Genomic DNA, 25253 nt, shown 5'->3' on the forward strand with positions numbered 1-25253 from the left:
ACCCTGCACGCGATCTCAAAGTGAGCCGGCCGCCTACTTGAGGTGGTCGACCAGGGCGCCGTCGGTGCCGAACAATTCCCGCCGCCAGACTTCCAGCAGCTCGCTGGTGTCGATGTCGTCGGGGTGGAAACCCGGCCTCATGTACTTGCGCAGATCCGCCATCACGCCTTTGAGCAGCGGTCCCCGGAAGACCCCGATCGTCTGGCGCCACACCGTGATCGGGTGCCATCCGCTGGGGTCCATCATGATCGACAGAATCACGCCGCCCGTGACGATCGGAATGGTCAGCACGTAGATCACCGCCATCACCCCGATGCGGATCCACTCCGGCCCGCCGACCGCCCGATAGACGTCGAACGCCACCGACTTGTGTTCCAGCTCCTCGATGGCATGCCAGTTGAGCAGGTTGCGGACCTCGGGATCGCCTGGGATGGCCTGCATCTCGTCGGAGAGCATCCGCTGAGCCAGTGTCGCCGTGTAGTGCTCGGCCGCCGCCGTCGACGCCAAATGCAGGTAGCCCGGCACCCGGTTCTCCCAGCGCACTATCAGTTTGTGGCGTCGGCTGTCGTGGTCGAACATGAACATGCGCACCAGCGGGTAACCCATCGCGACCAGTTGCTCGTTCAGCCGTCGATGCTCTTGGCCGTGCACCGACTCCTGGCCGATGAATCCGGCGACCCTCTTCTTGAGCTCCGGGTCGGTCACATGGTCGGCGAAGCGCCGCACCGACCTGATGAATCCCTCCTCGCCAGGCGGAAATATCGCCGACAGCAGCGCGGTCAGGTGGCTCAGCACGATGTCGCCCTCGACGAAGTGACGCTTCATCGGGCGGGGATCGCCGAACCTGAACCGGATCCGCCGGACCTTGGGATACGCTCTGGGCGAAAGGGTTTCGGCTGTCGCCCGCTGCACAGCACCCATGACGATCTTCTCCTTGGTTACTTGAGGTGGTCGACGAGGACGCCCTCGGAGCCGAAGAGTTCTTCGCGCCACTGCTCCAAAAGTGCTGTCGTGTCGATGTCGTCCGGGTGGAAGCCCGGACGCAGGTATTTCGCGAGCTGGCCGATCAAGCCCTTGAAGAACGGACCCCGGTACAAGTCGTAGGTCTCGCGCAGCAGCCGCAGCGGATGCCGCCGTGCGATCGGGTCGCGCGCCAGACCGATCGCCAACAAGACGGTGGTGAGCGGAATCATCACCGCAAGCAGCACGGCCATCACCGTGATGCGGGTGCGTTCGGAACCGCCTACCGCGCGATACACGTCGAACGCCACCGACTTGTGTTCCAGCTCTTCCAGGGCATGCCAGTTCAGCAGGTTCCACACTTCCGCGTCGCCGGGAATCGCTTGAATTTCAGCGCTGGACAACACCCTTTCGGCGAGCACCGCGGTGTAATGCTCGGCGGCCGCGGTCAGCGCCAGGTGGCGCCGGCCGCCCAGCCACTCTTCGAACCGAAGTCGCTTCTGCTTCAACGACTCTGAGTCCCACCAACCGATCGGGTAACCCCTCTCGATGAGCTTCTCGTTGAGCCGCCGATGCTCCTGCCCGTGGGTCGACTCCTGGCCGATGAAGCCGTTGACCCGTTTCTTGAGCACCGGTTCGGTGATCCGGTCGGAGTATCGGCGTACCGATCGGATGAATGCTTCCTCGCCCGGCGGGAAGGAGCCTGACAGCCCCGCCACGAAGTGGCTGAACACCATGTCGTTGTTGACGAAGTACTTGCCGTACGTCTCGTCTTGGCCGAACCGGAAGCGGATCCGCCTCGTCGTCGGATAACTGGCCTGCGTCGCGTTCGCCATGACTCCGATGGCCCTTCTTCGAACTTCCAGTACCTAGTACTACCAGTACCATGTGCCTGTCGTCACAGTACCGCGGGCCACCACGGCCCGCAAGAGTCAGGGAAACCAGCGCTAGGAGAGTTTTTCGTCCGGATCGAGCGCCAGACCACGCGCGGCGGCGGTTGCCGACAACGCGCCCCACAGGAAGGTGGTCAGCTGCTCGATGAGCTCGGCTTTGCTGATCGTCGGCTCGTTCAGCCAGCGCAGCACGCCGAGCGCCACCCCGCCCAGCAAAGCATCGACGGCGTATTGCAGGTCGTCCGCCTGCCCGCCGCGCGCCCGCAAGATGCCGGCCACCACCTCGGTGGTGGCGTTGGCCAGTGGCCTGCCGCCCTCGATCAACGCCTCGGTCGAGCGGCGCTCGGTGAACTGGGACCCGACCAGGAAGCGGAATAGATTGGGCCGCTCGTCGACCAGGTCGATATAGGTTGTCACCGCCGAGCGGACCAACTCCCGCGCGGTGCCGGCCTCGCTGAAACGGGGAACCACGCGCTCGAGCACCATGGCCTGCACCCGTTCGCCCACGGCGCTGAACAACGTGTCCTTGTCGGCGAAGAACCGGTAGAGCTTCGGCCGCGGAACGCCGGCCGTGCGCACCACGTCGTCGATGGACAGGTCTGGGCCGTATTCCTCGATCGCCCGCAGCGTCGCCTCGACCAACTCGGCCCGTACCGCGGCACGGTGCTCACGCCAGCGATCGACTCTGGCGTCGCCGGTCAATTCGGGCAGTCGCCCGCCGAGAGCCTCCGTGGACACCAGCCAATGGTATCCGCAGGCCGTGCTGAACAGCACGTACTCGATTGCGGCGGGCCGAAACGCACGGTCGTTCATCCTCGAAACGCCTAGGGTTGTCGGTAGGCTCGGCGTTCTATGCCGACTGTTGCCAAGCAACGACGCAGGTATGCGACGGAAGGTGGTTTGCGTGAAGTTCAAGCGATGCAGCGCCGCGCTGAGCCTGCTGGCCGCCAGTGCGCTGGTGTTCTCCGCGTGCGGCAGCAATTCCAACAGCTCATCGCAATCCAGCGCCGCGTCGGTGCCGGTGCAGTGCGGCGGCAAGCAGCGGCTCAAGGCCAGCGGCTCGACCGCACAAGAAAATGCGATGGAACAATTCGTCTACGCCTATATCCGCGCATGCCCGGGCCACACGCTCGACTACGCCGCAATCGGTTCTGGCAAAGGGGTGGAGCAGTTCATCGGTAACGCAACCGATTTAGCGGGCTCGGATGTGGCGCTGGATCCATCGAAGGGCCAACCCGACAGGGCGGCGGCGCGGTGTGGTTCGCCGGCCTGGGACCTGCCGGTTGTGTTCGGTCCGATCGCCGTCACCTACAACCTCAAGGGCGTGAGTTCGCTGAGCCTGGACGGACCCACGACGGCGAAGATATTCAACGGCGGCATCACGACGTGGAACGATCCGGCGATCGCCGGGCTCAACAAAGGCACCAACCTGCCGTCCACGCCCATCACCGTCATCTTCCGTAGCGACAAGTCCGGGACCACCGCAAACTTCCAGAAATATCTCGACGGCGCGTCCGACGGTGCGTGGGGTAAAGGCGACGGGGAGGAGTTCAACGGGGGTGTGGGCCAGGGCGCCGCAGGGAACAACGGCACGTCGGCGCTTCTGCAACAAACCGACGGGTCGATCACCTACAACGAGTGGTCGTTCGCGGTGGGCAAGCAGTTGAGCATGGCTCAGATCATCACGTCGGCCGGTCCGGACCCGGTCTCGATCTCCAGCGAAACAGTCGGCAAGACGATTAGCGGGGCCAAAATCGCGGGACAGGGTAACGACCTGGTGTTGGACACGTCGTCGTTCTACAAGCCGACGCAAGCCGGCGCCTACCCGATCGTGCTGGCGACCTATGAGATCGTCTGCTCGAAGTACCCGGATCCCGCGACCGGGCCCGCTGTCAAAGCGTTTTTGCAGGCCGCAATTGGCTCGGGACAAGATGGATTGGACCAGTACGGGTCCATCCCGCTGCCGAGGTCTTTCCAATCGAAACTCGAGACGGCAGTGAACGCCATCTCGTGATGAGCCGAAGGGAGCGTCGACGGTGACCGAGCCGGGTTCGCGGGTGGGGTCATGGTTTGGGCCCTACCAGCTGAGGCGGCTGCTGGGCCGCGGCGGTATGGGTGAGGTCTACGAGGCCGAGGACACCCGCAAGCATCGGGTGGTGGCGCTGAAGCTGATCTCGGCGCAGTTCTCCGGCAACCCGGAGTTTCGCGCGCGGATGCAACGCGAAGCCGACACGGCGGGACGCTTGACCGAACCGCACGTCGTGCCGATCCACGACTACGGCGAGATCAACGGCCAGTTCTACGTGGACATGCGGCTGATCGAAGGCACCTCGCTGCGCGCTCTGCTGGCGCGCAACGGTCCACTGAGCCCGGCGCGGGCGGTGGCTATCGTGAGCCAGATCGCCTCCGCGCTGGACGCCGCGCACGCCGCCGGGGTAACTCACCGCGACGTCAAGCCGGAAAACATTCTGATCACCGGCAACGACTTCGCCTACTTGGTGGATTTCGGGATCGCCCGCGCCGCAACCGATCCTGGGCTGACCCAAACCGGCACCGCGATCGGAACCTACAACTACATGGCCCCGGAACGGTTTTCGGGCAGTGACGTCACCTACAAGTCCGATATCTATGCGCTGGCTTGTGTATTGGCCGAGTGTTTGACCGGCGCGCCGCCGTACCGGGTGGACAGCATCGAACAGCTGATCGCGGCGCACCTGATGCAACCCGCTCCGCGGCCCAGCCAGCAGCGGCCCTCCGAGGTGCCGGCTGCCCTGGACGAGGTGATCGCCAAAGGCATGGCCAAGAATCCGGAGGATCGCTACCGCAGCGCAGGGGACCTGGCCGCGGCCGCCCACGAGACCTTGACCACAACCGACCAGCACCAGGCCACCTCGATTCTGCGGCAAGGCGAGAATGCCACCCTGCTGGGCAGCGCGGCCGATCCGCGTCTGGCCGGTTTCCGCGACCATTCCACCGGCTCGGGTCCCCGCCCCGACACGTGGACCCAGCCGGCGTGGTCACCGCCCCCCGACACCGGCGGCAGTCGCTGGCAGAGCCAGCCTCCTGCCCCGGCCTCGACCGGCCCCGCGGGTGCGCCGGACTTCAGCAAGGCACCCGAGGCCGACGACCAACGCAGGCGCTGGGCGATCATGGGCGCCATCGCACTCGTGGTCGTCGGCGTCGTGGTTGCCGCTGCGATCCTGCTGTTCGGGCCGTCGCATCCCTCCCAGAACGCGGGCGGACAATCGGTGCTGCCGTTCAACGGCCTGAACTTCCGCCTCTCGCCCGGCGGGGTGGCGCTGGACAGCTCCGGAAACGTGTATGTCACCAACCAGGGCATGTACGGCCGGGTGGTGAAGCTGGCACCCGGGTCGAGCAGCCCGTCGGTGCTGCCGTTCACCGGACTCTACGAGCCGCAAGGGGTCGCCGTGGATGGTGCCGGCGCCGTGTATGTCACCGACTTCAACAACAGGGTGGTGAAGCTGGACGCCGGGTCGAACAGTCAGACCACGTTGCCGTTCAACGGCCTCAACTATCCCGAGGGTCTGTGGGTGGACAGTTCCGGTGCGGTGTACGTCGCCGACCGCGGCAACAACCGGGTGGTGAAGCTGGACGCCGGCTCGAGCAACCCGACCGATCTGCCGTTCAACGGCCTCACTAACCCGGATGGTGTGGCGGTGGACGGTGCCGGCAACGTCTACGTCACCGACACCGACAACAACCGGGTGGTGAAGCTGGACGCCGGGTCGAACAACCAGAGCGACTTGCCGTTCACCGGTCTGTCCGCGCCCTGGGGTATCGCCGTCGACGGTGCGGGCAGCATCTACGTCACCGAACACGACAACAGTCAGGTGGTGAAGTTGCCGGCGGGGTCGGACAAGCCGGTCGTGCTGCCGTTCACCGGCCTCAACACCCCATTGGATGTGGCGGTGGACAAAGACGGGAACGTCTACATTGCCGACCGGGGCAACGACCGGGTGGTGAAGCTGCCGCCAAGCTGACGTTGGCGGGCGCTAACGTCGGCGCGCTGCCAGCAGGCGGGTCGCCGCGGCAGGGATCAGGTTAACGACCACCACCACAAGGATCAGGGTCAGCGCCGCGCCCCACACCCGCAAGAAGCCGGCGTGTTCGGGGTTGTCGAGCTCGGTGTAGATCAGCAGCGGCAACGTGGCCATGTTGCCGCTGAAGATGTCGTAGTTGATCGAGCGGCTGTAGCCGACCAGCACCAGCACCGGCGCGGTTTCGCCGATGATGCGTGCGATGGACAACAGGACACCGGAGATGATGCCCGGCAGTGCTGTCGGGATGACGACCCGCACGATCGTCTTCCATTTCGCAATACCCAAGGCGTAACTGGCTTCTCGCAATTCGTCAGGGACCAGCTTGAGCATTTCCTCCGTGGCGCGCACCACGATCGGCAACATCAGCAACACCAACGCCAGCGATACGGCGAAGCCGCTCTGCTCGAATCCCAAGTTCGCGATCCACAGGCTGAAGATGAAGAGCGTCGCCACGATCGAGGGCACCCCGGCGAGTACGTCGACCATGAACGTGGTCAACCGGGTCAGGCGACTCGGACCATATTCCGCCAAGTACACCGCGGTCATGATTCCGAGCGGCACCGCCAGCAGGGCGGCAACCCCGGCCTGCACCAGGGTTCCATAGAGCGCGTGATACACCCCGCCGGCAAATTGTTCCGGCAGGACACCGCGTAGCGAATGAGTCCACCAGTCGGGCCGGGTGATGGCGTACCAGCCTCGTTTGACTACCACCCAGAGCACCCAGACCAACGGCACCATCGCGACGACGAACGAGGTGAGGAAAAGTATTCGCGCGACGCTGTCCTTGATCCGCCGCCCGATGCTGATGTGGAGAAACGCCGCGCCCTTGACCGGCCGATAAAGCGTGACGCTGCTCATGTGCGCCGCTCCTCTCCCCCGCAAGCGGGTGGTACCCCCACATCACTCCGGCTCTGCATCGTCGCCGACGCGGGTCATGCGTTGACTTTCCCGCCGGCGACCGCGCGGGCAGCCGCGTTGACGATGAATGTCAGGACGAACAACACAAATCCGGCGGAAATATAGGCACCGGTCGGCAGCGGTTCGGTGAATTCGTTTGCCGCAGAGGCGATCTTGGAGGCGAACGTGTAGCCACCGTCGAACAGGGACCAATTCCCGGGCTGGGCCGCAGCGCGGATGATGACCAGCATCGCCACCGTCTCGCCCAGCGCGCGGCCCAAACCCAGCATCGACGCTGCGATGACACCGCTACGGCCGAACGGGAAGACGGTCATTCGGATGACTTCCCACTTCGTCGCGCCGAGCGCTTGCGCCGCCTCGATTTGCGGATGCGGAGTCTGCCGGAACACTTCTCGCGAAACCGACGAAATGATCGGCAGGATCATCACGGCGAGCACGACCCCGGCGGTGAAGATATTGCCGCCGCCGACCAATGACACGTTGCCCTTCTTGAACAGAAACAACCAGCCCAGGTCCCGGTTGAGCAACAGCTCGAACGGCTCGAGCATCGGCGCCAACACGAAAATTCCCCATAGCCCGAACACGATCGACGGCACCGCGGCAAGGAGGTCGACTATTGCGCCGAACGGACGCGAGAGTCGGCTCGGCGCGTATTGGGTGAGGAACACCGCGATCCCGACCGCCACCGGCACGGCCAACACTAGAGCGAACAACGAACTCAGCACCGTCACCATGAACAGGTCGTGGATGCCGAACACCAGATTTTCGGGATCGGTGGTGTCGAATTGTGCGCTGGTGAAGAAGTTCGCGTGATTCGCCAGCAGCGAGGGCACCGCGTTGACCAGCAGGAATATTGCGATCAGCGCGATCGCGGCGACGATTGTCAAACCGGCGGCGACGGCGACCGACTTGAACAGTCGGTCGCCGCGCCGCGCAGCCTCCACACTCGTCACCGTCAACTCCGGCGTACCGGGACGCGGCGGCGAACGTCGGGCCATCAAGCCTGGGGGATCAGGAGATGGCGTTGACCGAGTCCGACAACTTCGACTTGAACTTGTCGGGGATCGGGATGTACCCGTTGTCCGCCAGGCCATCCTGGCCCGGGCCGATGGCGGTCTCCAGGAAGGCCTTCACCGCGGTGCCGACCTGGGGGTCGGGGTACTTCGAGCAGACGACCTCGTAGGTGGCCAGGACGATCGGGTACGAGCCGACCTGCGTCGGCTTGTAGAACGAGTTGGTGTCGAGCACAAGGTCGTGACCCTGGCCCTTGATCGTCGCGCCGGAGATCGTCTTGCCGACCGAGTCGCTGCTGATCGACACCGGGTCGGGACCGGCCGAGGTGACAATCTGGGCCATGTTCAGCTTCTGCGCCTGGGCGAACGACCACTCGTTGTAGGTGATCGACCCTTCGGTGTTCTTCACCGCCGCCGACGTGCCGTCGTTGCCCTTGGCGCCCTCACCGACACCGCCGTTGAAGGTCTTTCCGTCGCCCTTGCCCCAGGCGCCGTCCGAGGCCGCGTCGAGATACTCCTGGAAGTTGGCGGTGGTCCCGGACTCGTCGCTGCGGAACACGACGTGAATCGGCTCGGCGGGCAGGTTGGCGCCGCCGTTGAGGCCCTTGATCGCAGGGTCGTCCCACGTCTTGATCGTGCCGTTGAAGATCTTGGCTGCGGTCGGCCCGTCGAGAACCAGTTTGTCGACGCCCTTGATGTTGTAGGTGACCGCGATAGGCCCGAACACCGTCGGCAGGTTCCACGCCGGCGAGCCGCACCGCTCCTGGGCTTTGGTTGCCTCGTCTGCGCTCAGCGGCACGTCCGAGCCCGCGAAATCGGTTTGTTTGCCCAGAAATTCGTTGATCCCTGCACCAGAGCCGTTGGCGGTGTAGTTCAACGTTTGACCCGAGCATGCCTGTTCGAACGCGTTGACGAAGCGGGCCATCGCATTGGCCTGTGCCGTCGACCCGCTGGCCTTCAGCGTTTTCTGCCCGCCGCAGGTGACCTTTGCAGACGACGAACCGGACGGCGCCTGGCCTTCATTCGCGTTGGTGTTGTTGTTGTTGCTGCCACACCCCGACAGCACCAGTGCACCAGTGGCCATGACACCCAGTGCGGTGCCAAATCGGTTGAGTTTCAAATCGGCTCCTTCGAACAGTAGAGGTGACGACAACTTTCACCGCGCCTACGGGTCAGGCCGAACCGCACGGCCAGTGGGTCCGCAGCCGTTGAAGGCCGGCACCGCGTAGACGCATCGTTGATCAAGGGCCCCACCGAGGCGAACGTATCAGCACGACGACCTCCCAGTCGAGAATTCCAGGTGCTTTTTCGGCGAACGGCGACGACGGGTCCGCCGCTGCCGCTAAATCAAGCACTTGACTTAACCGAGAGCGCGCCGATTAACTCTTCGATGTGGTCAACGAGTTAGCCGGCAAGGTCGCGATCGTCACCGGCGGAGCATCGGGTATCGGCGCCGGCATCGTCGAGAGGTTCCTGGCGGAGGGCGCCCGGGTGGTCGTCGGCGATATCGACGCCGACCGCGGCAGCGTGATCGCGGACGCGCACGGGCAGGCCGCCTTCCGGCGCACGGACACGGCCGAGCCCGACGAGGTCGGCGCTCTGGTGTCATTCGCGGTCGAGCGGTTCGGCGGCCTCGACGTCATGGTCAACAACGCCGGCATCTCCAGCAGGATGCACCGCAGTTTCCTCGAGGACGACCTCGCCGACTTCCAGCGCGTCATGGCGGTCAACGTGCTCGGTGTCATGGCGGGCACCCGTGACGCCGCGCGTCAGATGGCGAACACGGGCGGCGGCTCGATCGTCAACGTGTCGTCGATCGGCGGGATTCAGGCCGGCGGCGGGGTGATGACATATCGGGCCTCCAAGGCGGCGGTCATCCAGTTCACCAAATCCGCCGCAATCGAGTTGGCGCACTACGACATTCGAGTCAACTGCATCGCGCCTGGCAGTATCCCCACGCCTCTGCTGACCTCCTCGGCGAGCGGCATGTCGCCGGAACAACTCGAGCGTTTCGAACGGATGACCCGCGAGCAGATGCGCGCCGACCGTCCGCTGCAGCGCGAAGGCACGCCCGACGACGTCGCCGAGGCCGCGCTGTATTTCGCCACCGATCGCGCCCGCTATGTCACCGGGACCGTGCTGCCGGTCGACGGCGGCACCTCGATCGGCAAGCCGATCCGGCGGCGCAGCGCTCCGAAGGATTAAATCAATCGCTTGACTTAATGCGCGGGGAGGGGTTGACTAACCCCGTGACCACGGCGAGGGCCGCGCGCAGCGAGCGGGCCAGCACAACGCAGGAGGCAATCCTGACTGCGGCCGAGCGGCTGTTCGCCGAGCACGGTGTGTTCGCGGTGTCCAACCGCCAGGTCAGCGAGGCCGCGGGGCAGGGCAACAACGCCGCCGTCGGCTATCACTTCGGCACCAAAACCGATCTGGTGCGGGCGATCGAGCACAAGCACCGGGTGCCCATCGAGCGACTGCGCGAGCAGATGGTGGCCGAGATGGGCGAGTCCACCGAGATGCGGGACTGGGTGGCCTGTCTGGTGCGGCCGCTCACCGATCACCTTGCGGCGCTGGGCAATCCCACTTGGTATGCGCGCTTCGCCGCGCAGGTGATGACGGACCCGGCCTACCACAACATCATCGTCAAAGATGCGCTGACATCCCCGTCGCTGGTTCGGGTGATCGACGGCATCAACAGCTGCCTTCCCGAATTGCCCCACGACGTCCGGGTGGAGCGCAACGTGATGGCCCGCAATCTGCTGATGCACACGTGCGCGGATCGTGAACGGGCAATGGCGAGCGGTACATCGGCATCCCGCTCGTCGTGGCAGACGGCCGGATCCGGCCTCATCGACGCGATCGTGGGCTTGTGGCTGGCGCCGGTGAGCGAAAGAAGTAGCCGATGAAAGTCGTTGTCGACCAAGACAAGTGCGCGTCGTCGGGCAACTGCGTGATGCGCGCCCCCGAGATCTTCGACCAGCGCGACGAGGATGGTGTCGTCGTGCTGCTCAACGAGAACCCGTCGCCCGAGCAGGCCGAGGGCGCCCGCAGCGCCGCTGCGGGCTGTCCCGCGTCGGCCATCTACATCGAGGAGTGAGACGTGTCCGACACCCTCACCGGCACTACCGATACCGCCTCGGGCGTACCGGAATATCCGATGGCCCGCGACGGCGGCTGCCCGTTCGCGCCGCCACCGGACGTGATGGCACTCGCGGAAGCCAAACCGCTGTCGCGGGTGCGGATCTGGGACGGCAGCACACCGTGGCTGATCACGGGCTACGACGAAGTGCGGGCGCTGTTCGCCGACTCCCGGGTCAGCGTCGACGACCGTCGGCCCGGCTTTCCGCACTGGAACGAGGGCATGCTGTCGACCGTGCACAAGCGCCCCCGGTCGGTGTTCACCTCGGACGCCGAGGAGCACACCCGGTTCCGGCGGATGCTGTCAAAGCCGTTCACCTTCAAGCGGGTTGAGGGTCTGCGCCCGGTGATCCAGCAGATCACCGACGAGCACATCGACGCGATCCTGGCCGGGCCGCAACCCGCCGACATCGTCACCGCCCTGGCCTTACCGGTGCCGTCGCTTGTGATCAGCCAACTGCTGGGTGTGCCGTACGAAGACGCCGAGTTCTTCCAGCGCCACGCCAACATCGGGCTTGCCCGCTATGCCACCGGCGAGGACACCGCCAAGGGTGCGGCCGGGCTGGCCAAGTACCTGGCGAACCTGGTCGAGACCAAGATGGATAACCCGGCCGAGGACGCGGTGTCGGACCTGGCCGAGCGCGTCAAGGCCGGCGAGCTCAGTGTGCGCGAAGCCGCCCAACTGGGCACCGGCCTGCTGATCGCCGGGCACGAGACCACCGCCAACATGATCGGGCTCGGGGTGCTGGCGCTGCTGGAAAACCCCGACCAGCTGGCAGCCCTTCGCGACACCGACGACCCGAAAGTCGTTGCGAACGCTGTCGAAGAGCTGTTGCGCTACCTGTCGATCATCCAGAACGGCCAGCGCCGCGTCGCGATCGAGGACATCGAAATCGCCGGCGAGACAATCCGGGCCGGCGAGGGCATCATCATCGATCTGGCGCCGGCGAACTGGGACGCCAAGGTCTACCCCGAGCCGGCCGAGCTCGACGTGACCCGCGAGGGCGCAGGTCAGCACGTCGCGTTCGGCTACGGCAGACATCAATGCGTGGGCCAGCAGCTCGCCCGCGCCGAACTGCAGATCGTCTTTCACACACTGCTGCGCCGCATCCCGACATTGCGGCTCGCCGTGCCGATCGAGGAGATTCCGTTCAAACACGACCGCCTCGCGTACGGCGTCTACGAACTTCCGGTGGCCTGGTGAGATGACTACCCTCAAACCCGAGCCGATCCGATTGGAGGATCAATCATGACGAGCACCGTCTCGCTCTACCCGCCCGAAGGTTACGGCGCCCCCAAGGATCGGCGCGGACACGCCGACCTCGGCAACGTCGGCCTGCCCGAAGGCACAGTGGTTTTCTCTGCGGACAACCACATTTCGCTGGCCGAGGACATCTTCTACGAGCGCTTCCCGGAGAACCTCAAAGACAAGGCGCCGCGCATCTGGTACGAGGACGGCGCCTATCAGGTCGGCCGCAAGGGGCAGTCGTTCCTGCCGGGCGATTTCAGCGCGGTGCTGATGCAATACGACGATCTGCCGGGCGCCGGCAGCACCAACATCGAGGCACGCATCCAGGAGCTGCACGACGACGGCGTCGAGAAGGAGCTGGCGTTCCCCAACGCGATCCTGGCGCTGTTCCACTACCCGGACAAGGAACTTCGCGAGCTCGCCTTCCGCATCTACAACGAGTACATCGCCGAGCTGCAGGAGCGCTCCGGCGGTCACTTCTACGGCGCGGGCCTGATCAACTGGTGGGATCCGAAGGGCACCCGCCGGACACTCGCCGAGCTGAAATCGTTGGGCCTCAAGACATTCCTGCTGCCGTTGAACCCGGGCAAGGACGACGACGGCAACATCATCGACTACGCAAGTGATGCGATGAGCCCCGTGTGGGACGAAATCGAGGAGTCCGGGCTGCCGGTCACCCACCACATCGGCGAGACTCCGCCGAAAACGCCGTGCGCGTTCAACAGTGTGGTGGTCGGCATGATGATCAACATCGACGGGTTCCGGGAGACGTTCTCCAAGTACATCTTCGCCGGTATCCTCGATCGCCACCCCAATCTGCGGATCGGGTGGTTCGAGGGCGGGATCGCCTGGGTGCCATGGGCTCTGCAGGACGCCGAGCACCTGGTCGCATCGTATCAGCACATGTTCAACCGGCCGGTCGAGCATGACGTGCGCTACTACTGGGACAAGCACATGAGCGCGTCGTTCATGGTGGACCCGCTGGGCCTGCAGCTGATCGACAAGATCGGTGTCGACAAGGTGATGTGGTCTTCCGACTATCCGCACAACGAAAGCACGTACGGCTATTCGGAGAAGTCGCTGGCCGCGGTCGTCGACGCCGTCGGGCCGGAAGCCGCCGCAAAGATCGTCAGCGGCAACATCACCGAGTTCCTTGGTCTGTAAGGCGGTTTCGTGACGACGTTTATGCAGGCTCCGCCGTCTGCGCTGCAGATCCCGGATACCCCGGACCTTGACCGGATGCGTTCGGAGACTGGTGCGCGGCTGCGTGCGGCGATGGCCGACCGCGGGGTGGACGCGTTGATCCTGTTGGGCAACAACAACGTCGTCTATGCCACCGGGGCTAGCTGGCCGTTGGGTGACGCTGGGTTGTCCTACGTCGAGCGCCCGGTCGCGGTGGTGCGCGCCGACGATCCCTGGCCGCACCTGTTCCTGCCGTTCCGCGAGGGCACGTCGTCGGAGTCGGGGCTGCCCGCCGACCATCTGCACGGCCCGGTGTATCTGGAATTCGACGAGGGCGTGGAAAGCTTCGCGCGCACCGTCGCCGAACTGGTTCCCGCGAACGCGGTTGTCGCCGTTGACGAATTGACCGGGGCGATGCGGCGCGCGCAGCAGCGGCTGTTCCGGGCCGGCCGGCCCGTCGACGCTGCCCAGGTGATCGGCGCCGCCAAGCTCATCAAGACGCCCGACGAGCTGGCCTGCATTCGCACTGCATGCCGGATCACCGACCAGGCGATGGTCGACGTGCAGGCCGCACTCGCGCCGGGCATTCGGCAGATCGACCTGTCGGCGAGCTTCCTGCGCCGCGCGTTCGAGCTGGGCGCGATGGCCAGCATGCTGGAGCCGATCTGGCAGGTGATGCCTTCGAGCAAGGCCGACGGCGTGTGGACCACTCACGGTGATTTAGCGTTGCCGCTGTTGACAACTGAGCGTGAACTGACCGCCGGCGACGTGCTGTGGACCGATGTGTCCATCACCTACGCCGGCTACTGCTCGGACTTCGGCCGCACCTGGGTAGTCGGCCGCGAGCCGACACCGCGCCAGCAGGCGCAGTTCCATCGGTGGCAGGAGATCATGACCGCGGTGCTCGAGGTGACCCGACCCGGCGCCACCGCGGCCGAGTTGGGCCGGGCTGCGACGAAGGCCAACGGGGGCACCAGACCGTGGCTGCCGCACTTCTACCTGGGCCACGGGATCGGTGTGAACGCCGCCGAAACACCCATGATCGGAACCGATCTGGGCGACGAGTTCGACGAGAACTTCGTGTTCGAGCCGGGAATGGTGCTGGTGCTCGAGCCAGTGGTGTGGGAGGACGGCACCGGCGGTTATCGCAGCGAAGAGATCATCGTCATCACCGAGGAAGGCTGGATCCGGTTGACCGACTACCCCTATGACCCCTATGGGGCGCGCTGATGGCCACTGAGGTTCTGCCCGACGACCGGGCGCTGCGGTCCGGGCGTCGCGAGCGCGCGCTGGCCCAGATGGAAGCAAACGATCTCGACGTGCTGGTGCTCGGGCGGCAAGCCAACGTGCGTTATGTCGCCGGGGCACCGCAACTGTGGGTGGCTGGCACGCGCCCGTTCGGACCGACCTGTGTTGTCGTCCGGGCGACAGGGGCGATCCACCTGCTGTCCACCTGGGACGAGGGCGTTCCGGACGACATCCCGCACGAGAACCTCTACGGCATCGCCTGGAACCCGATGAACACCATCTCGGTGCTGCAGGGCATCGACGGCGCCGCTGACGCGAAACGTGTTGGCACCGACGCACTTTCCCCAGGCTTCGCCCAGTTGTTGCCGGTGGCTTTCCCTAACGCGGAGTTGGTGGACGGCGAGGCGGCCATGCGTGCCGCCCGTCGCATCAAGACCGCCGAGGAGGTGGTCGCGCTGCGCGAGGCCATCCGCGTCGCCGAGCACGCGCTGGCCGCTGCGGTTACCGAGCTGCGCCCCGGCGTCGCCGAAAAGACCTTGGCCGGCGTCCTGTTGGAGGCCATGACGGCCGGCGGCGTGAGCACTCCGTCGACACAGGACGCCGCGTGGGTGACGTCGCGGGAGCACCCGTGGCGGCGCGGCAGCGACGACGGGCGCGTGCAGGCCGGCGACCTGGTGGCGTTCTCTGCGGGCGTGCTCGGCGGCGGCTATACCGGAGAGGTCGGGCGCACCTGGCCCGTCGGCGAATCCGATGGCGCCGCCGACCTGTACCGCCGCTGGGATTTGTTGTGGGGCAGGCTGTACGAGACGTGCCAACCGGGCGCGCCGGCCGCGGAGCTGCTGTCCGCGTATCACGCCGCGGGCGAGCCGCTGCCGCCGATGCCGGTGGCGCGCGGGTTGGGCATGGGCTTCGACCCGCCGGTGGTGTCGGCGCATTTGCCGGCCACCGCAGCCGAGGAACACCTCGAGGCCGGCATGGTGCTGGCGGTCACCGGCTACGTCTGGGAACGCGGCGTCGGCGCGGTGTTCGGCCGAGAGGCGGTGCTGGTCACGGCCGACGGCCCCGAGGTGCTGACGTCGAGCCCGTCGTGGCAAGGCGTAGTCCATGCCTGACAAGGCTCCTCCGCCAGAAGAGATCATCCGCTACGCGAAGGACCCGAAGACCAAGATCGCGACGATCACGTTCGACCGTCCCGAGTTTCTCAACGCGCCCACCGTGGCGGCGCGGCTTCGCTACGCCGATCTGCTGCGCGGCGCCAATGTCGACGACGACGTCAAGGTGGTGGTGATCCGCGGCGTGGGCGACGACTTCGGCAGCGGCGCCGACCTGCCCGAGTTCATGGAAGGCCAGGATTCGCCCGCCTTCCGGCTCGCCGAGCTGCGGCTGGACGACGATGCTGTTAAATACCCGCCGAAGGGGTCGTTTCGCCACGGCGCCACGATCAGCGCGTGGTACGCGAATTCGCAAGCCGGCAACCGAGCGCTTCAGGAATTCAAGAAAATCAGCATCGTCGAGGCGAAAGGATACTGCTACGGCTGGCATTTCTATCAGGCCGCCGACGCCGACCTGGTGATCGCCTCCGACGACGCGCTGTTCGGTCACCCGTCGTTCCGCTATTACGGCTGGGGACCGCGAATGTGGACCTGGGTCCAGACGATGGGGCTGCGCAAATTTCAGGAAATGGTCTTCACCGGAAGGCCTTTCACCGCCGACGAGATGTTCGGTTGCAACTTCCTGAACAAGGTCGTGCCGCGCGACGAGCTGGAGGCCGAGGTCGACAAGTATGCGCTGGCGTGCGCGCGTAACCGGCCCACCGACACCGTCTTCATGCAGAAGATGTTCTTCGAGGTGGTCAAGCAGTACCAGGGCGAATACATGGGCAGCCTGCTGAGCGCGTTCTTCGAGTCGATGGGCAGCGGTGTCACCCCCGACGGGGACGATCTGATGCTCGACGACGCCATCGACAGCGGCCTGGGCGACGCGGTCAAAGACAACGACAGCAAGTTTCCGCCGGAGTTTCGGTTGAGCAAGTCCAGCCGCAAGAAGAACAAGAAGAAGGGGTAGCCGGTGGAGCCGCTGAACGGCTACACGGTCGTCGACCTTTCCAGCGGTATCGCGGGCGCCTATTGCACCAAACTGCTGGCCGACGGCGGTGCCCGGGTGATCAAAGTCGAGTCGCCGCAAGCAGATCCGCTGCGCCGATGGTCGGCCTCGGGCGCTCACATCGAAACCGACGGCGCGCTGTTCAGCTTCCTGGCTTGCTCCAAGCACAGTGTCGTCGCCGACCCCGCGACCGACGTCGACTTCGTGAACGAACTGCTGGCATCGGCGGACGCCGTGGTGTGGTCGTGCGGTTCGACAATCGCGGACGCATTCGAACCGGCTGAGATGCACCGCGCCCACCCGCATCTGGTAGTCACCGCGATCACACCATTCGGGCTGGAGGGTCCGTGGCGCGACCGCGCTGCCACCGAATTCACCCTGCAGGCCTGGTCGGGCGGAATCGTCGGGCTGGGCCGTGGATCACCTGATCGCGCACCGGTGTTCGTCGGCGGGCAGGTCGGGGAATACTTCGCAGGCGCCTATGCCAGTGCCGCGACGCTGACCTTTCTTCAGCGCGGCGGTCAGCTCATAGATCTGTCCATGCTGGAAACGGCGATCCTGGGCCTCACCTATTACCCGGTCACGTATTTCGAAATGCTGGGCCGGCCGTGGCGGGACGCCCGCAAGCTCACCGTCCCGGGTATCGCCCGCGCCAAGGACGGCCTGGTCGACGTCGGCTGTGGAACCGCGCAGCAGTGGTTCGACCTGTGCGCGATGACCGGTCACCAGGAGTGGATCGACGAGGACTCGCCGCTGTCGATCACCGAGCAGGCCAACGAGAAGGCCGACGAGATCTATGAATGGGTGGCGAGCCAGACCGTCGACGAGACCCGCGAGCTGGCCACCGCATTCCGGATCCCGAACGCGCCGGTGGCCAACGGCGCCAACATCACCGGCCTGGACCACTTCCAGCATCGCCGGTCGTTCACCACGAATCCCCGCGACGGGTTCTGCCGGCCCGACCACCCTTACCGCATGACGCCGGCGTTTCTGCGTGCGCCGCAGCCCGCGCCGCGGCTCGGTGAGCACACCGCACAGTACCGTCAAGCCCCTGGCCCGGCACGGCAGCCTTCCGGGTCAACTTCGGATCGCTTGCCGTTCAATGGCTTACGCGTGCTGGACATGACGACGTTCTGGGCCGGTCCATGTTGCACGCATTATCTGGCGATGCTCGGAGCCGAGGTCATCCACGTGGAGTCCACCAGCAAGCCCGACGGCACCCGACTGATCGCGGGCGTCCCGACGAGCGAAGACCAATGGTGGGAACGCTCACCGATCTTCTCGGGCCTGAACACCAACAAGAGAGGCGTGACGCTGGACCTGCAGACGTCTGCGGGACGAGATCTTCTGCGCCGGTTCATCGCAACGTCCGACGTGATCGTCGAGAACTTCACGCCGCGGGTGCTCGACCAGATCGGTGTGGATTTTGCCGCCGTCCAAAAGCTGCGGTCCGACGCAATCCTGTTGCGCATGCCCGGATTCGGGCTCGACGGGCCGTGGCGCGACAACCCCGCGTTCGCCTACGTGATCGAGGCCGCGTCGGGGCTGAGCTGGTTGACCGGCTATCCCGACCGCAACCCCTACGAGCCCTACTCGGTCGGCGATCCCAACGCGGGAGTGCATGCGCTCAACGCGCTGCTGCTGGCGCTGGAACACCGGCGCCGCACCGGCCAGGGCGTATTGGTCGAAGCCGCAATGGTCGACGCCGCGGTCAACATCGCCGCCGAGCAGGTCATCGAATACTCGGCCTACGGGGCACTGCTGGAGCGGACAGGCAATCGCGGGCCGACGGCCGCCCCGCAGAACCTCTACCGCACCGCCGACGTCGACGAATTCGGCCGGCTGGACAGCTGGGTGGCGATCGCCGTGGCCACCGACCAGCAATGGGCAGCCCTGTGTGACGCGCTGGGCCGACCGCAGTGGGTGACGGACCCGGCGCTGGGCACCGAGGCCGGCCGTCGAGCACACCACGATCTGATCGACGCGCACCTGGCCGCCTGGTGTGAGGACCGCCGCGGCGACGAGATCGTCGGTCGCCTGTGGGGCGCCGGCGTGCCGGTGGCGAAAGTGATGCAGCCTCACCGGCAGACCGAGTTGCCGCAGTTAGCTTTTCGCGGCTTTTTCGAACAGGTGGAGCACCCGGTGAACGCCTCGGCTCCGCACAGCACGGTGCCGATGCGCTTGTCCGGCGGGCCGCAGCGATTCCATCGCCAACCCGCGCCGTTGCTCGGCCAGCACAACCACGAGCTGCTCACCGAACTGGGGCTGACCGACCCGCAGATCGCCGAGCTGGAGGCCGATGGCATCATCGGACGAGCACCGGGGGCCGCGAGAAAGGCCAAGGCACAATGAAGTTCGGTATTCCGCTGGCCCGCGCGCATCCCGGGGTGTGGCCTGAGTTGACCCGCCGCGCCGAGGAGCTTGGATTCGAGTCGGTGTGGCTGCCCGAGCATCTGGTGCTGCCCGCCGCGATGAGCGGCAGCCCGCACCACGGCGACACGCACCCGCCGGTGCCGCCGCAGACGCCGATCTTCGACGCGCTGAACTATTTGTCCTTCCTTGCCGCGCAGACCCGCACCATCCGGCTGGGCACCTACGTCTACAACATCGGTCTGCGCCATCCGTTCGTCAGCGCCCGCGCCGCGGCCACCCTCGACATCGTGTCCGGAGGGCGATTCGATTTCGGGGTCGGCGCCAGCTGGCTGCGTGAGGAATGGGACGCGGTCGGGCTGGACTTCGACAGCCGCGGTGCCCGCGTCGACGAGGCGCTGCAGGTCTGCCGGGCGCTGTGGACCCAGCCCAGCATCGAACATCACGGCCGTTTCTTCGATTTCGGCGAAGTCATGTTCGAGCCCAAGCCGGTGCAGCCGGGCGGGCCGCCACTGCACATCGGCGGCGACGCCAAGGCCGCGCTGCGCCGGGTGGCCCGATTCGGCGACGGCTGGCTGCCGATGAACCACACGTTGGACCGGCTCCCGGACTCGGTGCGCACGCTGACCCGGCTGTGGACCGAGCAGGGTCGCAGCGGTAAGCCGTCCGTCACCACGTCGGTGCCGATCACGTCCGTGGCCGACGTGCGGCGCGCCGCCGACGCCGGCATCGACCGGCTGATCGTGGCGCCGTGGCAGCGCACCCGCGAAGCGCTCGACGGGATCGCCAGATTCGCCGACGAGTACATCGCGAAATCCCCTGTGGCAGGCTGATTTCGTGGCGATCGGCCCCTCCGACATTCAGCTGGCCGGCAGACCGGGCAGCCCAAGCTGGGACCCGGCTAATCCACCTGGGTGCTCTGACGATCCGGTGCCGGGTCGCCGAACCTGGAGCGGATGGCTCCCCACGGATCGGCGTACCGGCCGGGGCTGTCGCGGTAGGCCGCCCGCCGTCGCAGCAGCGCCCGCGCGAACGGGACCACAACGCGCATCGGGTAGCGTTTCCAGCCTGCGCGGGAGTGCATCTCGGCGACCATGTCGGGCCACGAGTGCCGCTGGAACTTCAGCGCTTGCTGCGCGCGCGTGGTGTCCATCCAATCGGTGACGAACCACGCGTCGTCGCGGCTCGGATCACCCGGTCGGCCCGTCGGGAGCACTCCGGCCATCCCGCGAGCGGCGGCAAGGGTTGGCCCCACTTCGCCCTGCCGCACCTTGTGTGACTCGTCACCGGCGATCAACAAGATCTCGCGTGCCACGTCCGCGGTGGTGGCCGCCGCAAACGCTGCTGCCACATCGCGAACATCGACGCTGTGCATACGCCCGTCGGTGGGCAGCGCGCTTTCGAAGAACAGTGCGTCGGCGCTGAACGGCATAGCGGCCGGATCGACGCTCAGCACACCGCCGAGTCGCAGCACCACCCACTCCAGGCTCGACGATCGCACGTGATGTTCGGCTTCCGCCTTGTGCTGGCTGTACAGGTCGGACGGCCGAACCGGCGTGCTCGCGGTGACCGCACCGGACATGCGGTGCGGGTTGCGAGCACCGTAGACGGCGTTGCTCGACGCATGGACGAAGCGCGGCGGATTCGGCTGAGCCTCGGCGGCGGCCACCAGTGCCGCGGTGGCGTCGACGTTGACCCTGCGAGCGAGTTGGGCGTGGCGATAGATCGTCGGCGGGATCACGGCCGCCAGGTGCACGATTGCGGCCGGCGCTACCGCGGACACCAGCCGATCCACCTGACCGGGCTCGGTCAGGTCGGTCAGGTGGACCTCGACCCCGGCCGGCAGCGTACGTGCCGCTTTGCGGTTGGCGGCAGTGCCGAGGTCGGCCACCGCCACCCGGCGCCCGTCGGCAGCCAGGCGCCGGACCGTCGCCGACCCGACCAGCCCGAACCCACCCGTGACAAGCACCGTTTCGGACATGCTCACCCCCTACGCCCCCCGGACATGGCCGCGCCCGGCGTGAATATGACATTCTCGATTTCAGAGAGTACTATATCCGCAGATAATGCGCTCTTTCCGGCGTATCGGGCGGGCTGTAGTCAAGGGGAGAACCAAGAACGATGAGCGAAGCCGACATCGCGGAGCTTGCCAAATGGGATCCCCGGTTCACCAAACGAATCATCGACGCCCTGCGGCCGGTGTTGCGCCGCTACTTCCGCACCGAGGTGCGCGGCCTCGACAACATTCCGCCTGCCGGTGGCGCATTGCTCGTCGCCAACCACTCCGGCGGCCAGCTGGCGGCCGACGTGCCGATCCTTGCCGTCGAGTTCTACGAGAAGTTCGGCTATGACCGCCCGATCCACACGCTCAGCCACGACATGATCTTCATCGGGCCGATCGGCACGGCGTTGCTGCGGACCGGTTTCATTCGGGCCAATCCGGAGAACGCCGCGAATGCCTTGCGGTCGGGCCACCTGGTGGTGGTGTTTCCGGGCGGCGACTACGACGCCATGCGGCCCACGTTGCAGCAGAACACGATCGACTTCGCCGGGCGAAAGGGGTATGTCCGGACAGCTATCGAGGCGGGTGTGCCGATCGTGCCGGCGGTGTCGATCGGCGGTCAGGAAACCCAGCTGTACCTGATGCGCGGGACGGGTCTGGCGAAACTGCTCGGTCCGATCGCGCGTGCGGCCCGGACCAAAATCCTGCCGCTGTCGTTCGGATTCCCGTTCGGGTTCAGCGTTTTCGCCACTTTCCCGCCCAACTTGCCGCTGCCGACCAAGATCGTCACCCACGTGCTCGAGCCGATCGACATCGTCGCCCGGTTCGGCGACGAACCCGACGTCGACGAGGTCGACGAGTATGTGCGCGAGGTGATGCAGCGGGCCCTGGACGAGTTGGCGCGCGAGCGCCGTTTCCCGGTGCTGGGCTGACACCGTGATCGACCGTGTCGGCCAGACGATCGGCCTGCTGGACACGTTGTGGCGGGCGCGGCTGATCGCGCCGATGCGGCCGGACAAGTACATCCGGATGGCTGCCGTGATGCGTCGCGAAAACCTAGCTGCCACATCAGGTTTCGCCTCAGCGGCGCAGCGATGTCCGGAACGCCCCGGACTCGTCGACGAACTGGGCATGTTGACCTGGCGCGAACTCGACCAGCGCTGCGACGCTTTCGCCGCTGCGCTGCAAAACCAGCCCGGTGGCCAACCGAAAACCATCGGGCTCATGTGCCGTAACCACCGCGGCTTCGTCGAGGGAGTGGTTGCGGCCAACCGCATCGGCGCCGACGTGCTGCTGCTCAACACGTCGTTCGCCGGACCGGCGCTGGCCGAGGTGGTGGCCCGCGAAGGCGCCGACACCGTGGTCTACGACGAAGAGTTCGCCGACAGCGTCGAGCGCGCGCTGGCCGACCGGCCCGACGCGAGACGGATCGTCGCCTGGACGGACAACCCGACAGGTGACGCCGTCACTGTCGAGAAGCTGATCGAGGCGCATGCCGGCCGACAACCCAAGCGCGCCACGGAAAAAGCGCGAACAGTGCTGCTGACCTCTGGCACCACCGGGACGCCCAAAGGCGCCCGGATGACCAGCGGTGAAGTGGGCGCGCTCAAGTCGATCCTGGACCGGACGCCCTGGCGCGCCGAGGAATCCGTCGTGATCGCCGCGCCGATGTTTCATGCCTGGGGGTTCTCCCAGTTGATCTTCGCCGCGTCGATGGCGTGCACGATCGTGACGCGGCGCAAGTTCGATCCGGAAGCCACCCTGCAACTCATCGACCGGCACCGCGCCACCGGATTAGCAGTGGTTCCGGTGATGTTCGACCGCATCATGGATCTGCCGCCGGAGGTGCGCAAGCGATACGACTGCCGGTCGCTGAGGTTCGCCGCCGCGTCGGGATCGCGAATGCGCCCGGATGTGGTCACCGCATTCATGGACGAATTCGGCGACGTGATCGTCAACAACTACAACGCGACCGAAGCGGGCCTGATCGCCAGCGCCACACCCGAAGACCTGCGCGCGGCACCCGATACCGCCGGAAAGCCGGCCCCGGGCACCGAGATCCGCATCCTGGACCAGGATTTGCACGAGCTGCCGACCGGCGAGGTGGGCCAGATCTACGTCCGCAGCGGCACCCTGTTCGAGGGCTACACGTCAGGTAAAACCAAGGATTTTCACGACGGCTTCATGGCCTCGGGCGACTTGGGTTATCTCGACACGGAAGGCCGGTTGTTCGTGGTCGGCCGCGACGACGAGATGATTGTCTCCGGCGGCGAAAATGTGTACCCCATCGAGGTGGAGAAGACGCTCGCGGCGCATCCGGAGGTCGCCGAGTCCGCGGTGCTCGGCGTCGACGACGTCGAGTACGGCCAGCGCCTGGCGGCGTTCGTCGTGCTCGTGCCGGGCGCATCGGCCACGCCGGAATCGCTCAAGGCGCACATCCGGGAAAACCTGGCCAATTACAAAGTGCCGCGCGAGATCATCGTGCTCGACGAGCTGCCGCGCAGCAGTACCGGCAAGATCCTGCGTGCCGAGCTGCGGGCCAAAGTAGGCGACGACTAATCGGGCGGGCCAGCGGGAGCCATCGCCGTGTCGACAACTGTCAGCTCCCCGGGAAGCCCTGCCGCTCTGCGTGTTTCGCCGAACGCGTGCACCAGTGCATCGGTCACCTCATGTACATCGTTGAAGGTACGGTCGTCGGAGAGCACTGAGATGTCCAGTTGGTCGGCGTAGCTCCAAACCGTGATGTTCAAGGCGCTGCCCGCCGAAAGGATTCCCACGGAATAGAACTCGGACACTGGTACGCCTTCGACGTGCACGCGTTCCCGCGGTCCCGGCACGTTGGAAACCGCGATGTTCATCGCTCTGTTGCGAGTGGCACGTTTCGATTGCCGGTGGAACAAAGCAGGAGCCAGCAGCGGCGGCAGGTATTCCATCAGCTGGCCCTGGAGTTTCGGGCCCAGCAGATCGAGGTCCTCCTTGGCCCGCGCCGTCGACAACGAAGTCAGTTTCACCCGTTCCAGTGGGTCGTCGATGTGCACCGGCAGCGACACCGACAGGCCGCTGATCTCGTTGCCGGTAATCCGGTCCGGCGACCTGTCGGTGCTGATCGGTACCGACGTGAGAATCGGCCGGTCTGCTCTGCCGTCGTAGCGCAACAGCAGTTCGCGCAACCCGCCAGCGGCCGTCGCCAGCACGATGTCGTTGAACGTCACGCCGAGGTGTTTCGCGGTCTGCTTGACGTCCGTGAGCGCCAGTGCCGCCGTCGCGAACGTCCGCACCGGCGACACCACGTGATTGAGAAATGTGGGTGGCGGGTTGAAGTTCTTGGCCAGATCAGGATTGTCGTCGCGCTCCTTGGATCGTTGCCGCACCTGCCGGAACCCACGAGCGGCGTCGCGAACCAGACCGGGCAGCGCGGCGACCTGCTGCAGGTGATCGCGGCCGGCCGCCCGCAGGAGCTCTGACGTCGACGGCTCGGCGCCTAAAGCGGTGCTGCCTTGCGAAACCTGGACCGAGTTCGGGGAATCGACCATCTTTGCGAGCAGGTTCGCCGATGCCATCCCGTCCGCCAGCGCGTGGTGCACCTTGCCGATGATCGCGAAGTGATTGTCCGCCAAGCCCTCCGCGAAGTGGAACTCCCACAGCGGACGGCTGCGGTCCAGCGGGGTGCTGGCGATGTCGCCGATCACCTGGTCGAGTTGTCGTCGACCGCCCGGGGCGGGAACGCGCACCCGTCGTACGTGGTAGTCGAGGTCCGGCTCGCAATTCTCCAACCACATCGGGTGGTGCAGCCGCCACGGAATTTCCACCAGCCGATAGCGCAGAGGTGCCAGGAGCCGGACATGCTGGGGGACAACCCGCCGAAACGCTTCGAAGCCGAATTCACCGTCGAAGCCGGCGGCGTCGACAATCCCGATCTTCAAGGTGTGGGTGTGCAGGTTGGGTGTCTCGCTGTAAAGCAGCATGGCGTCCATGCCGTTGAGTCGCTTCATAACCCACCTCGCTCCGCGACAATGGAACCACTTGGGGCCGTCCTGATCTGGCGATTTGACGAAACTCGAATTGCCTGTCCAGATTCCGACTATCGGCGCGCTCCGCCGGGTAAGCTGCCGA

The 25253-nt window shown here is 66.0% G+C and carries 22 protein-coding genes; 14 read left to right on the forward strand and 8 right to left on the reverse strand.

The window, feature by feature from the left end; all coding sequences use genetic code 11:
• Positions 1-33: 33 nt before the first annotated feature.
• From MFM001_RS20280 to MFM001_RS20290, 3 genes are all read right to left on the reverse strand, one after another.
• Positions 34-921 carry a metal-dependent hydrolase gene (locus MFM001_RS20280; protein WP_116377062.1) on the reverse strand — a complete coding sequence of 296 codons (888 nt, stop codon included), beginning with the start codon at positions 919-921 and terminating at the stop codon, positions 34-36.
• A gap of 17 nt (positions 922-938) precedes the next feature.
• Complete coding sequence (locus MFM001_RS20285; RefSeq protein ID WP_116377063.1) at positions 939-1796, reverse strand: metal-dependent hydrolase; 858 nt, start codon at positions 1794-1796, stop codon at positions 939-941.
• A gap of 111 nt (positions 1797-1907) precedes the next feature.
• Complete coding sequence (locus MFM001_RS20290) at positions 1908-2591, reverse strand: TetR/AcrR family transcriptional regulator (protein WP_116377139.1); 684 nt, start codon at positions 2589-2591, stop codon at positions 1908-1910.
• A 166-nt stretch (positions 2592-2757) separates the two neighbouring features.
• On the opposite strand from MFM001_RS20290, the gene pstS (MFM001_RS20295) reads away from it, so the two are divergent.
• Both pstS (MFM001_RS20295) and MFM001_RS20300 read left to right on the forward strand, forming a co-directional pair.
• Complete coding sequence (gene pstS / locus MFM001_RS20295; RefSeq protein ID WP_116377140.1) at positions 2758-3867, forward strand: phosphate ABC transporter substrate-binding protein PstS; 1110 nt, start codon at positions 2758-2760, stop codon at positions 3865-3867.
• A 22-nt stretch (positions 3868-3889) separates the two neighbouring features.
• A complete protein-coding gene (locus MFM001_RS20300; RefSeq protein ID WP_116377064.1) occupies positions 3890-5854 on the forward strand; it encodes a serine/threonine-protein kinase PknD in 1965 nt (654 codons plus the stop codon).
• A 12-nt stretch (positions 5855-5866) separates the two neighbouring features.
• Here MFM001_RS20300 and pstA read toward each other — a convergent pair whose 3' ends face one another.
• The 3 genes from pstA to pstS (MFM001_RS20315) all read right to left on the reverse strand — a co-directional run bounded on the left by pstA (position 5867) and on the right by pstS (MFM001_RS20315) (position 8965).
• Positions 5867-6772: a phosphate ABC transporter permease PstA gene (pstA, locus tag MFM001_RS20305; RefSeq protein WP_116377065.1), complete on the reverse strand. Its 906-nt coding sequence runs from the start codon at positions 6770-6772 to the stop codon at positions 5867-5869.
• 74 nt (positions 6773-6846) lie between these two features.
• On the reverse strand, positions 6847-7830 hold the full coding sequence (gene pstC / locus MFM001_RS20310) for a phosphate ABC transporter permease subunit PstC (RefSeq protein WP_116377066.1): 984 nt from the start codon (positions 7828-7830) through the stop codon (positions 6847-6849).
• A gap of 13 nt (positions 7831-7843) precedes the next feature.
• Positions 7844-8965 carry a phosphate ABC transporter substrate-binding protein PstS gene (pstS, locus tag MFM001_RS20315; protein WP_116377141.1) on the reverse strand — a complete coding sequence of 374 codons (1122 nt, stop codon included), beginning with the start codon at positions 8963-8965 and terminating at the stop codon, positions 7844-7846.
• A 272-nt stretch (positions 8966-9237) separates the two neighbouring features.
• Here pstS (MFM001_RS20315) and MFM001_RS20320 point away from each other — a divergent pair, with 272 nt between their 5' ends.
• The 10 genes from MFM001_RS20320 (at position 9238) to MFM001_RS20365 (ending at position 19971) form a co-directional block, all read left to right on the forward strand.
• The gene (locus MFM001_RS20320; protein WP_116377067.1) at positions 9238-10050 is read left to right on the forward strand and encodes an SDR family oxidoreductase; all 813 of its coding nucleotides are present in this window, start codon (positions 9238-9240) and stop codon (positions 10048-10050) included.
• Between the two features lie 17 nt (positions 10051-10067).
• Positions 10068-10754: a TetR family transcriptional regulator gene (locus MFM001_RS20325; RefSeq protein ID WP_116377068.1), complete on the forward strand. Its 687-nt coding sequence runs from the start codon at positions 10068-10070 to the stop codon at positions 10752-10754.
• Positions 10751-10945: a ferredoxin gene (locus MFM001_RS20330; protein ID WP_116377069.1), complete on the forward strand. Its 195-nt coding sequence runs from the start codon at positions 10751-10753 to the stop codon at positions 10943-10945. The genes MFM001_RS20325 and MFM001_RS20330 overlap by 4 nt, the downstream gene beginning before the upstream one ends.
• Positions 10946-10948: 3 nt before the next feature.
• Positions 10949-12190 carry a cytochrome P450 gene (locus MFM001_RS20335; protein WP_116377070.1) on the forward strand — a complete coding sequence of 414 codons (1242 nt, stop codon included), beginning with the start codon at positions 10949-10951 and terminating at the stop codon, positions 12188-12190.
• Between the two features lie 147 nt (positions 12191-12337).
• Positions 12338-13399 (forward strand): amidohydrolase family protein, encoded by a 1062-nt coding sequence (locus tag MFM001_RS20340; protein ID WP_192887010.1) that lies wholly within the window; start codon positions 12338-12340, stop codon positions 13397-13399.
• 21 nt (positions 13400-13420) lie between these two features.
• Positions 13421-14647 (forward strand): Xaa-Pro peptidase family protein, encoded by a 1227-nt coding sequence (locus MFM001_RS20345; RefSeq protein WP_116377072.1) that lies wholly within the window; start codon positions 13421-13423, stop codon positions 14645-14647.
• A complete protein-coding gene (locus MFM001_RS20350) occupies positions 14647-15777 on the forward strand; it encodes a Xaa-Pro peptidase family protein (RefSeq protein WP_116377073.1) in 1131 nt (376 codons plus the stop codon). Before MFM001_RS20345 ends, MFM001_RS20350 begins: the two co-directional genes overlap by 1 nt.
• The gene (locus MFM001_RS20355) at positions 15770-16729 is read left to right on the forward strand and encodes an enoyl-CoA hydratase/isomerase family protein (RefSeq protein WP_116377074.1); all 960 of its coding nucleotides are present in this window, start codon (positions 15770-15772) and stop codon (positions 16727-16729) included. Before MFM001_RS20350 ends, MFM001_RS20355 begins: the two co-directional genes overlap by 8 nt.
• Positions 16730-16732: 3 nt before the next feature.
• A complete protein-coding gene (locus tag MFM001_RS20360; protein WP_116377075.1) occupies positions 16733-19120 on the forward strand; it encodes a CoA transferase in 2388 nt (795 codons plus the stop codon).
• Entirely contained in the window at positions 19117-19971 is an 855-nt protein-coding gene (locus tag MFM001_RS20365; RefSeq protein WP_116377076.1) for an LLM class F420-dependent oxidoreductase, read from the forward strand. The genes MFM001_RS20360 and MFM001_RS20365 overlap by 4 nt, the downstream gene beginning before the upstream one ends.
• A gap of 68 nt (positions 19972-20039) precedes the next feature.
• Here the strand turns inward: MFM001_RS20365 and MFM001_RS20370 are convergent, their stop codons facing one another.
• Positions 20040-21119 carry an NAD(P)-dependent oxidoreductase gene (locus tag MFM001_RS20370; protein ID WP_116377077.1) on the reverse strand — a complete coding sequence of 360 codons (1080 nt, stop codon included), beginning with the start codon at positions 21117-21119 and terminating at the stop codon, positions 20040-20042.
• 140 nt (positions 21120-21259) lie between these two features.
• On the opposite strand from MFM001_RS20370, the gene MFM001_RS20375 reads away from it, so the two are divergent.
• Positions 21260-22072, forward strand: coding sequence for a lysophospholipid acyltransferase family protein (locus MFM001_RS20375; RefSeq protein ID WP_116377078.1), 813 nt, complete (start codon positions 21260-21262; stop codon positions 22070-22072).
• A 73-nt stretch (positions 22073-22145) separates the two neighbouring features.
• Positions 22146-23699, forward strand: coding sequence for an acyl-CoA ligase FadD12 (gene fadD12, locus MFM001_RS20380; RefSeq protein ID WP_238159314.1), 1554 nt, complete (start codon positions 22146-22148; stop codon positions 23697-23699).
• On the opposite strand, the gene MFM001_RS20385 is transcribed toward fadD12, so the two are convergent.
• Positions 23696-25132, reverse strand: a complete 1437-nt coding sequence (locus MFM001_RS20385) for a wax ester/triacylglycerol synthase family O-acyltransferase (protein WP_116377080.1) — start codon at positions 25130-25132, stop codon at positions 23696-23698. The two genes, fadD12 and MFM001_RS20385, sit on opposite strands and share 4 nt — an antisense overlap.
• Between the last annotated feature and the right edge of the window lie 121 nt (positions 25133-25253).

The sequence above is a fragment of the Mycobacterium sp. MFM001 genome, assembly GCF_003402475.1.
In the GTDB taxonomy this organism is placed as follows: Bacteria; Actinomycetota; Actinomycetes; order Mycobacteriales; family Mycobacteriaceae; genus Mycobacterium.

Coding starts and splice junctions, on each gene's coding strand:
- MFM001_RS20355 (WP_116377074.1), top strand. CDS start 15,770: ATGCCTGACAAGGCTCCTCCGCCAGAAGAGATCATCCGCTACGCGAAG.
- MFM001_RS20285 (WP_116377063.1), bottom strand. CDS start 1,796: ATGGCGAACGCGACGCAGGCCAGTTATCCGACGACGAGGCGGATCCGC.
- MFM001_RS20375 (WP_116377078.1), top strand. CDS start 21,260: ATGAGCGAAGCCGACATCGCGGAGCTTGCCAAATGGGATCCCCGGTTC.
- MFM001_RS20385 (WP_116377080.1), bottom strand. CDS start 25,132: ATGAAGCGACTCAACGGCATGGACGCCATGCTGCTTTACAGCGAGACA.
- MFM001_RS20280 (WP_116377062.1), bottom strand. CDS start 921: ATGGGTGCTGTGCAGCGGGCGACAGCCGAAACCCTTTCGCCCAGAGCG.
- MFM001_RS20330 (WP_116377069.1), top strand. CDS start 10,751: ATGAAAGTCGTTGTCGACCAAGACAAGTGCGCGTCGTCGGGCAACTGC.
- MFM001_RS20350 (WP_116377073.1), top strand. CDS start 14,647: ATGGCCACTGAGGTTCTGCCCGACGACCGGGCGCTGCGGTCCGGGCGT.
- pstA (WP_116377065.1), bottom strand. CDS start 6,772: ATGAGCAGCGTCACGCTTTATCGGCCGGTCAAGGGCGCGGCGTTTCTC.
- MFM001_RS20370 (WP_116377077.1), bottom strand. CDS start 21,119: ATGTCCGAAACGGTGCTTGTCACGGGTGGGTTCGGGCTGGTCGGGTCG.
- fadD12 (WP_238159314.1), top strand. CDS start 22,146: ATGCGGCCGGACAAGTACATCCGGATGGCTGCCGTGATGCGTCGCGAA.
- MFM001_RS20365 (WP_116377076.1), top strand. CDS start 19,117: ATGAAGTTCGGTATTCCGCTGGCCCGCGCGCATCCCGGGGTGTGGCCT.
- MFM001_RS20345 (WP_116377072.1), top strand. CDS start 13,421: ATGCAGGCTCCGCCGTCTGCGCTGCAGATCCCGGATACCCCGGACCTT.
- pstC (WP_116377066.1), bottom strand. CDS start 7,830: ATGGCCCGACGTTCGCCGCCGCGTCCCGGTACGCCGGAGTTGACGGTG.
- MFM001_RS20325 (WP_116377068.1), top strand. CDS start 10,068: ATGCGCGGGGAGGGGTTGACTAACCCCGTGACCACGGCGAGGGCCGCG.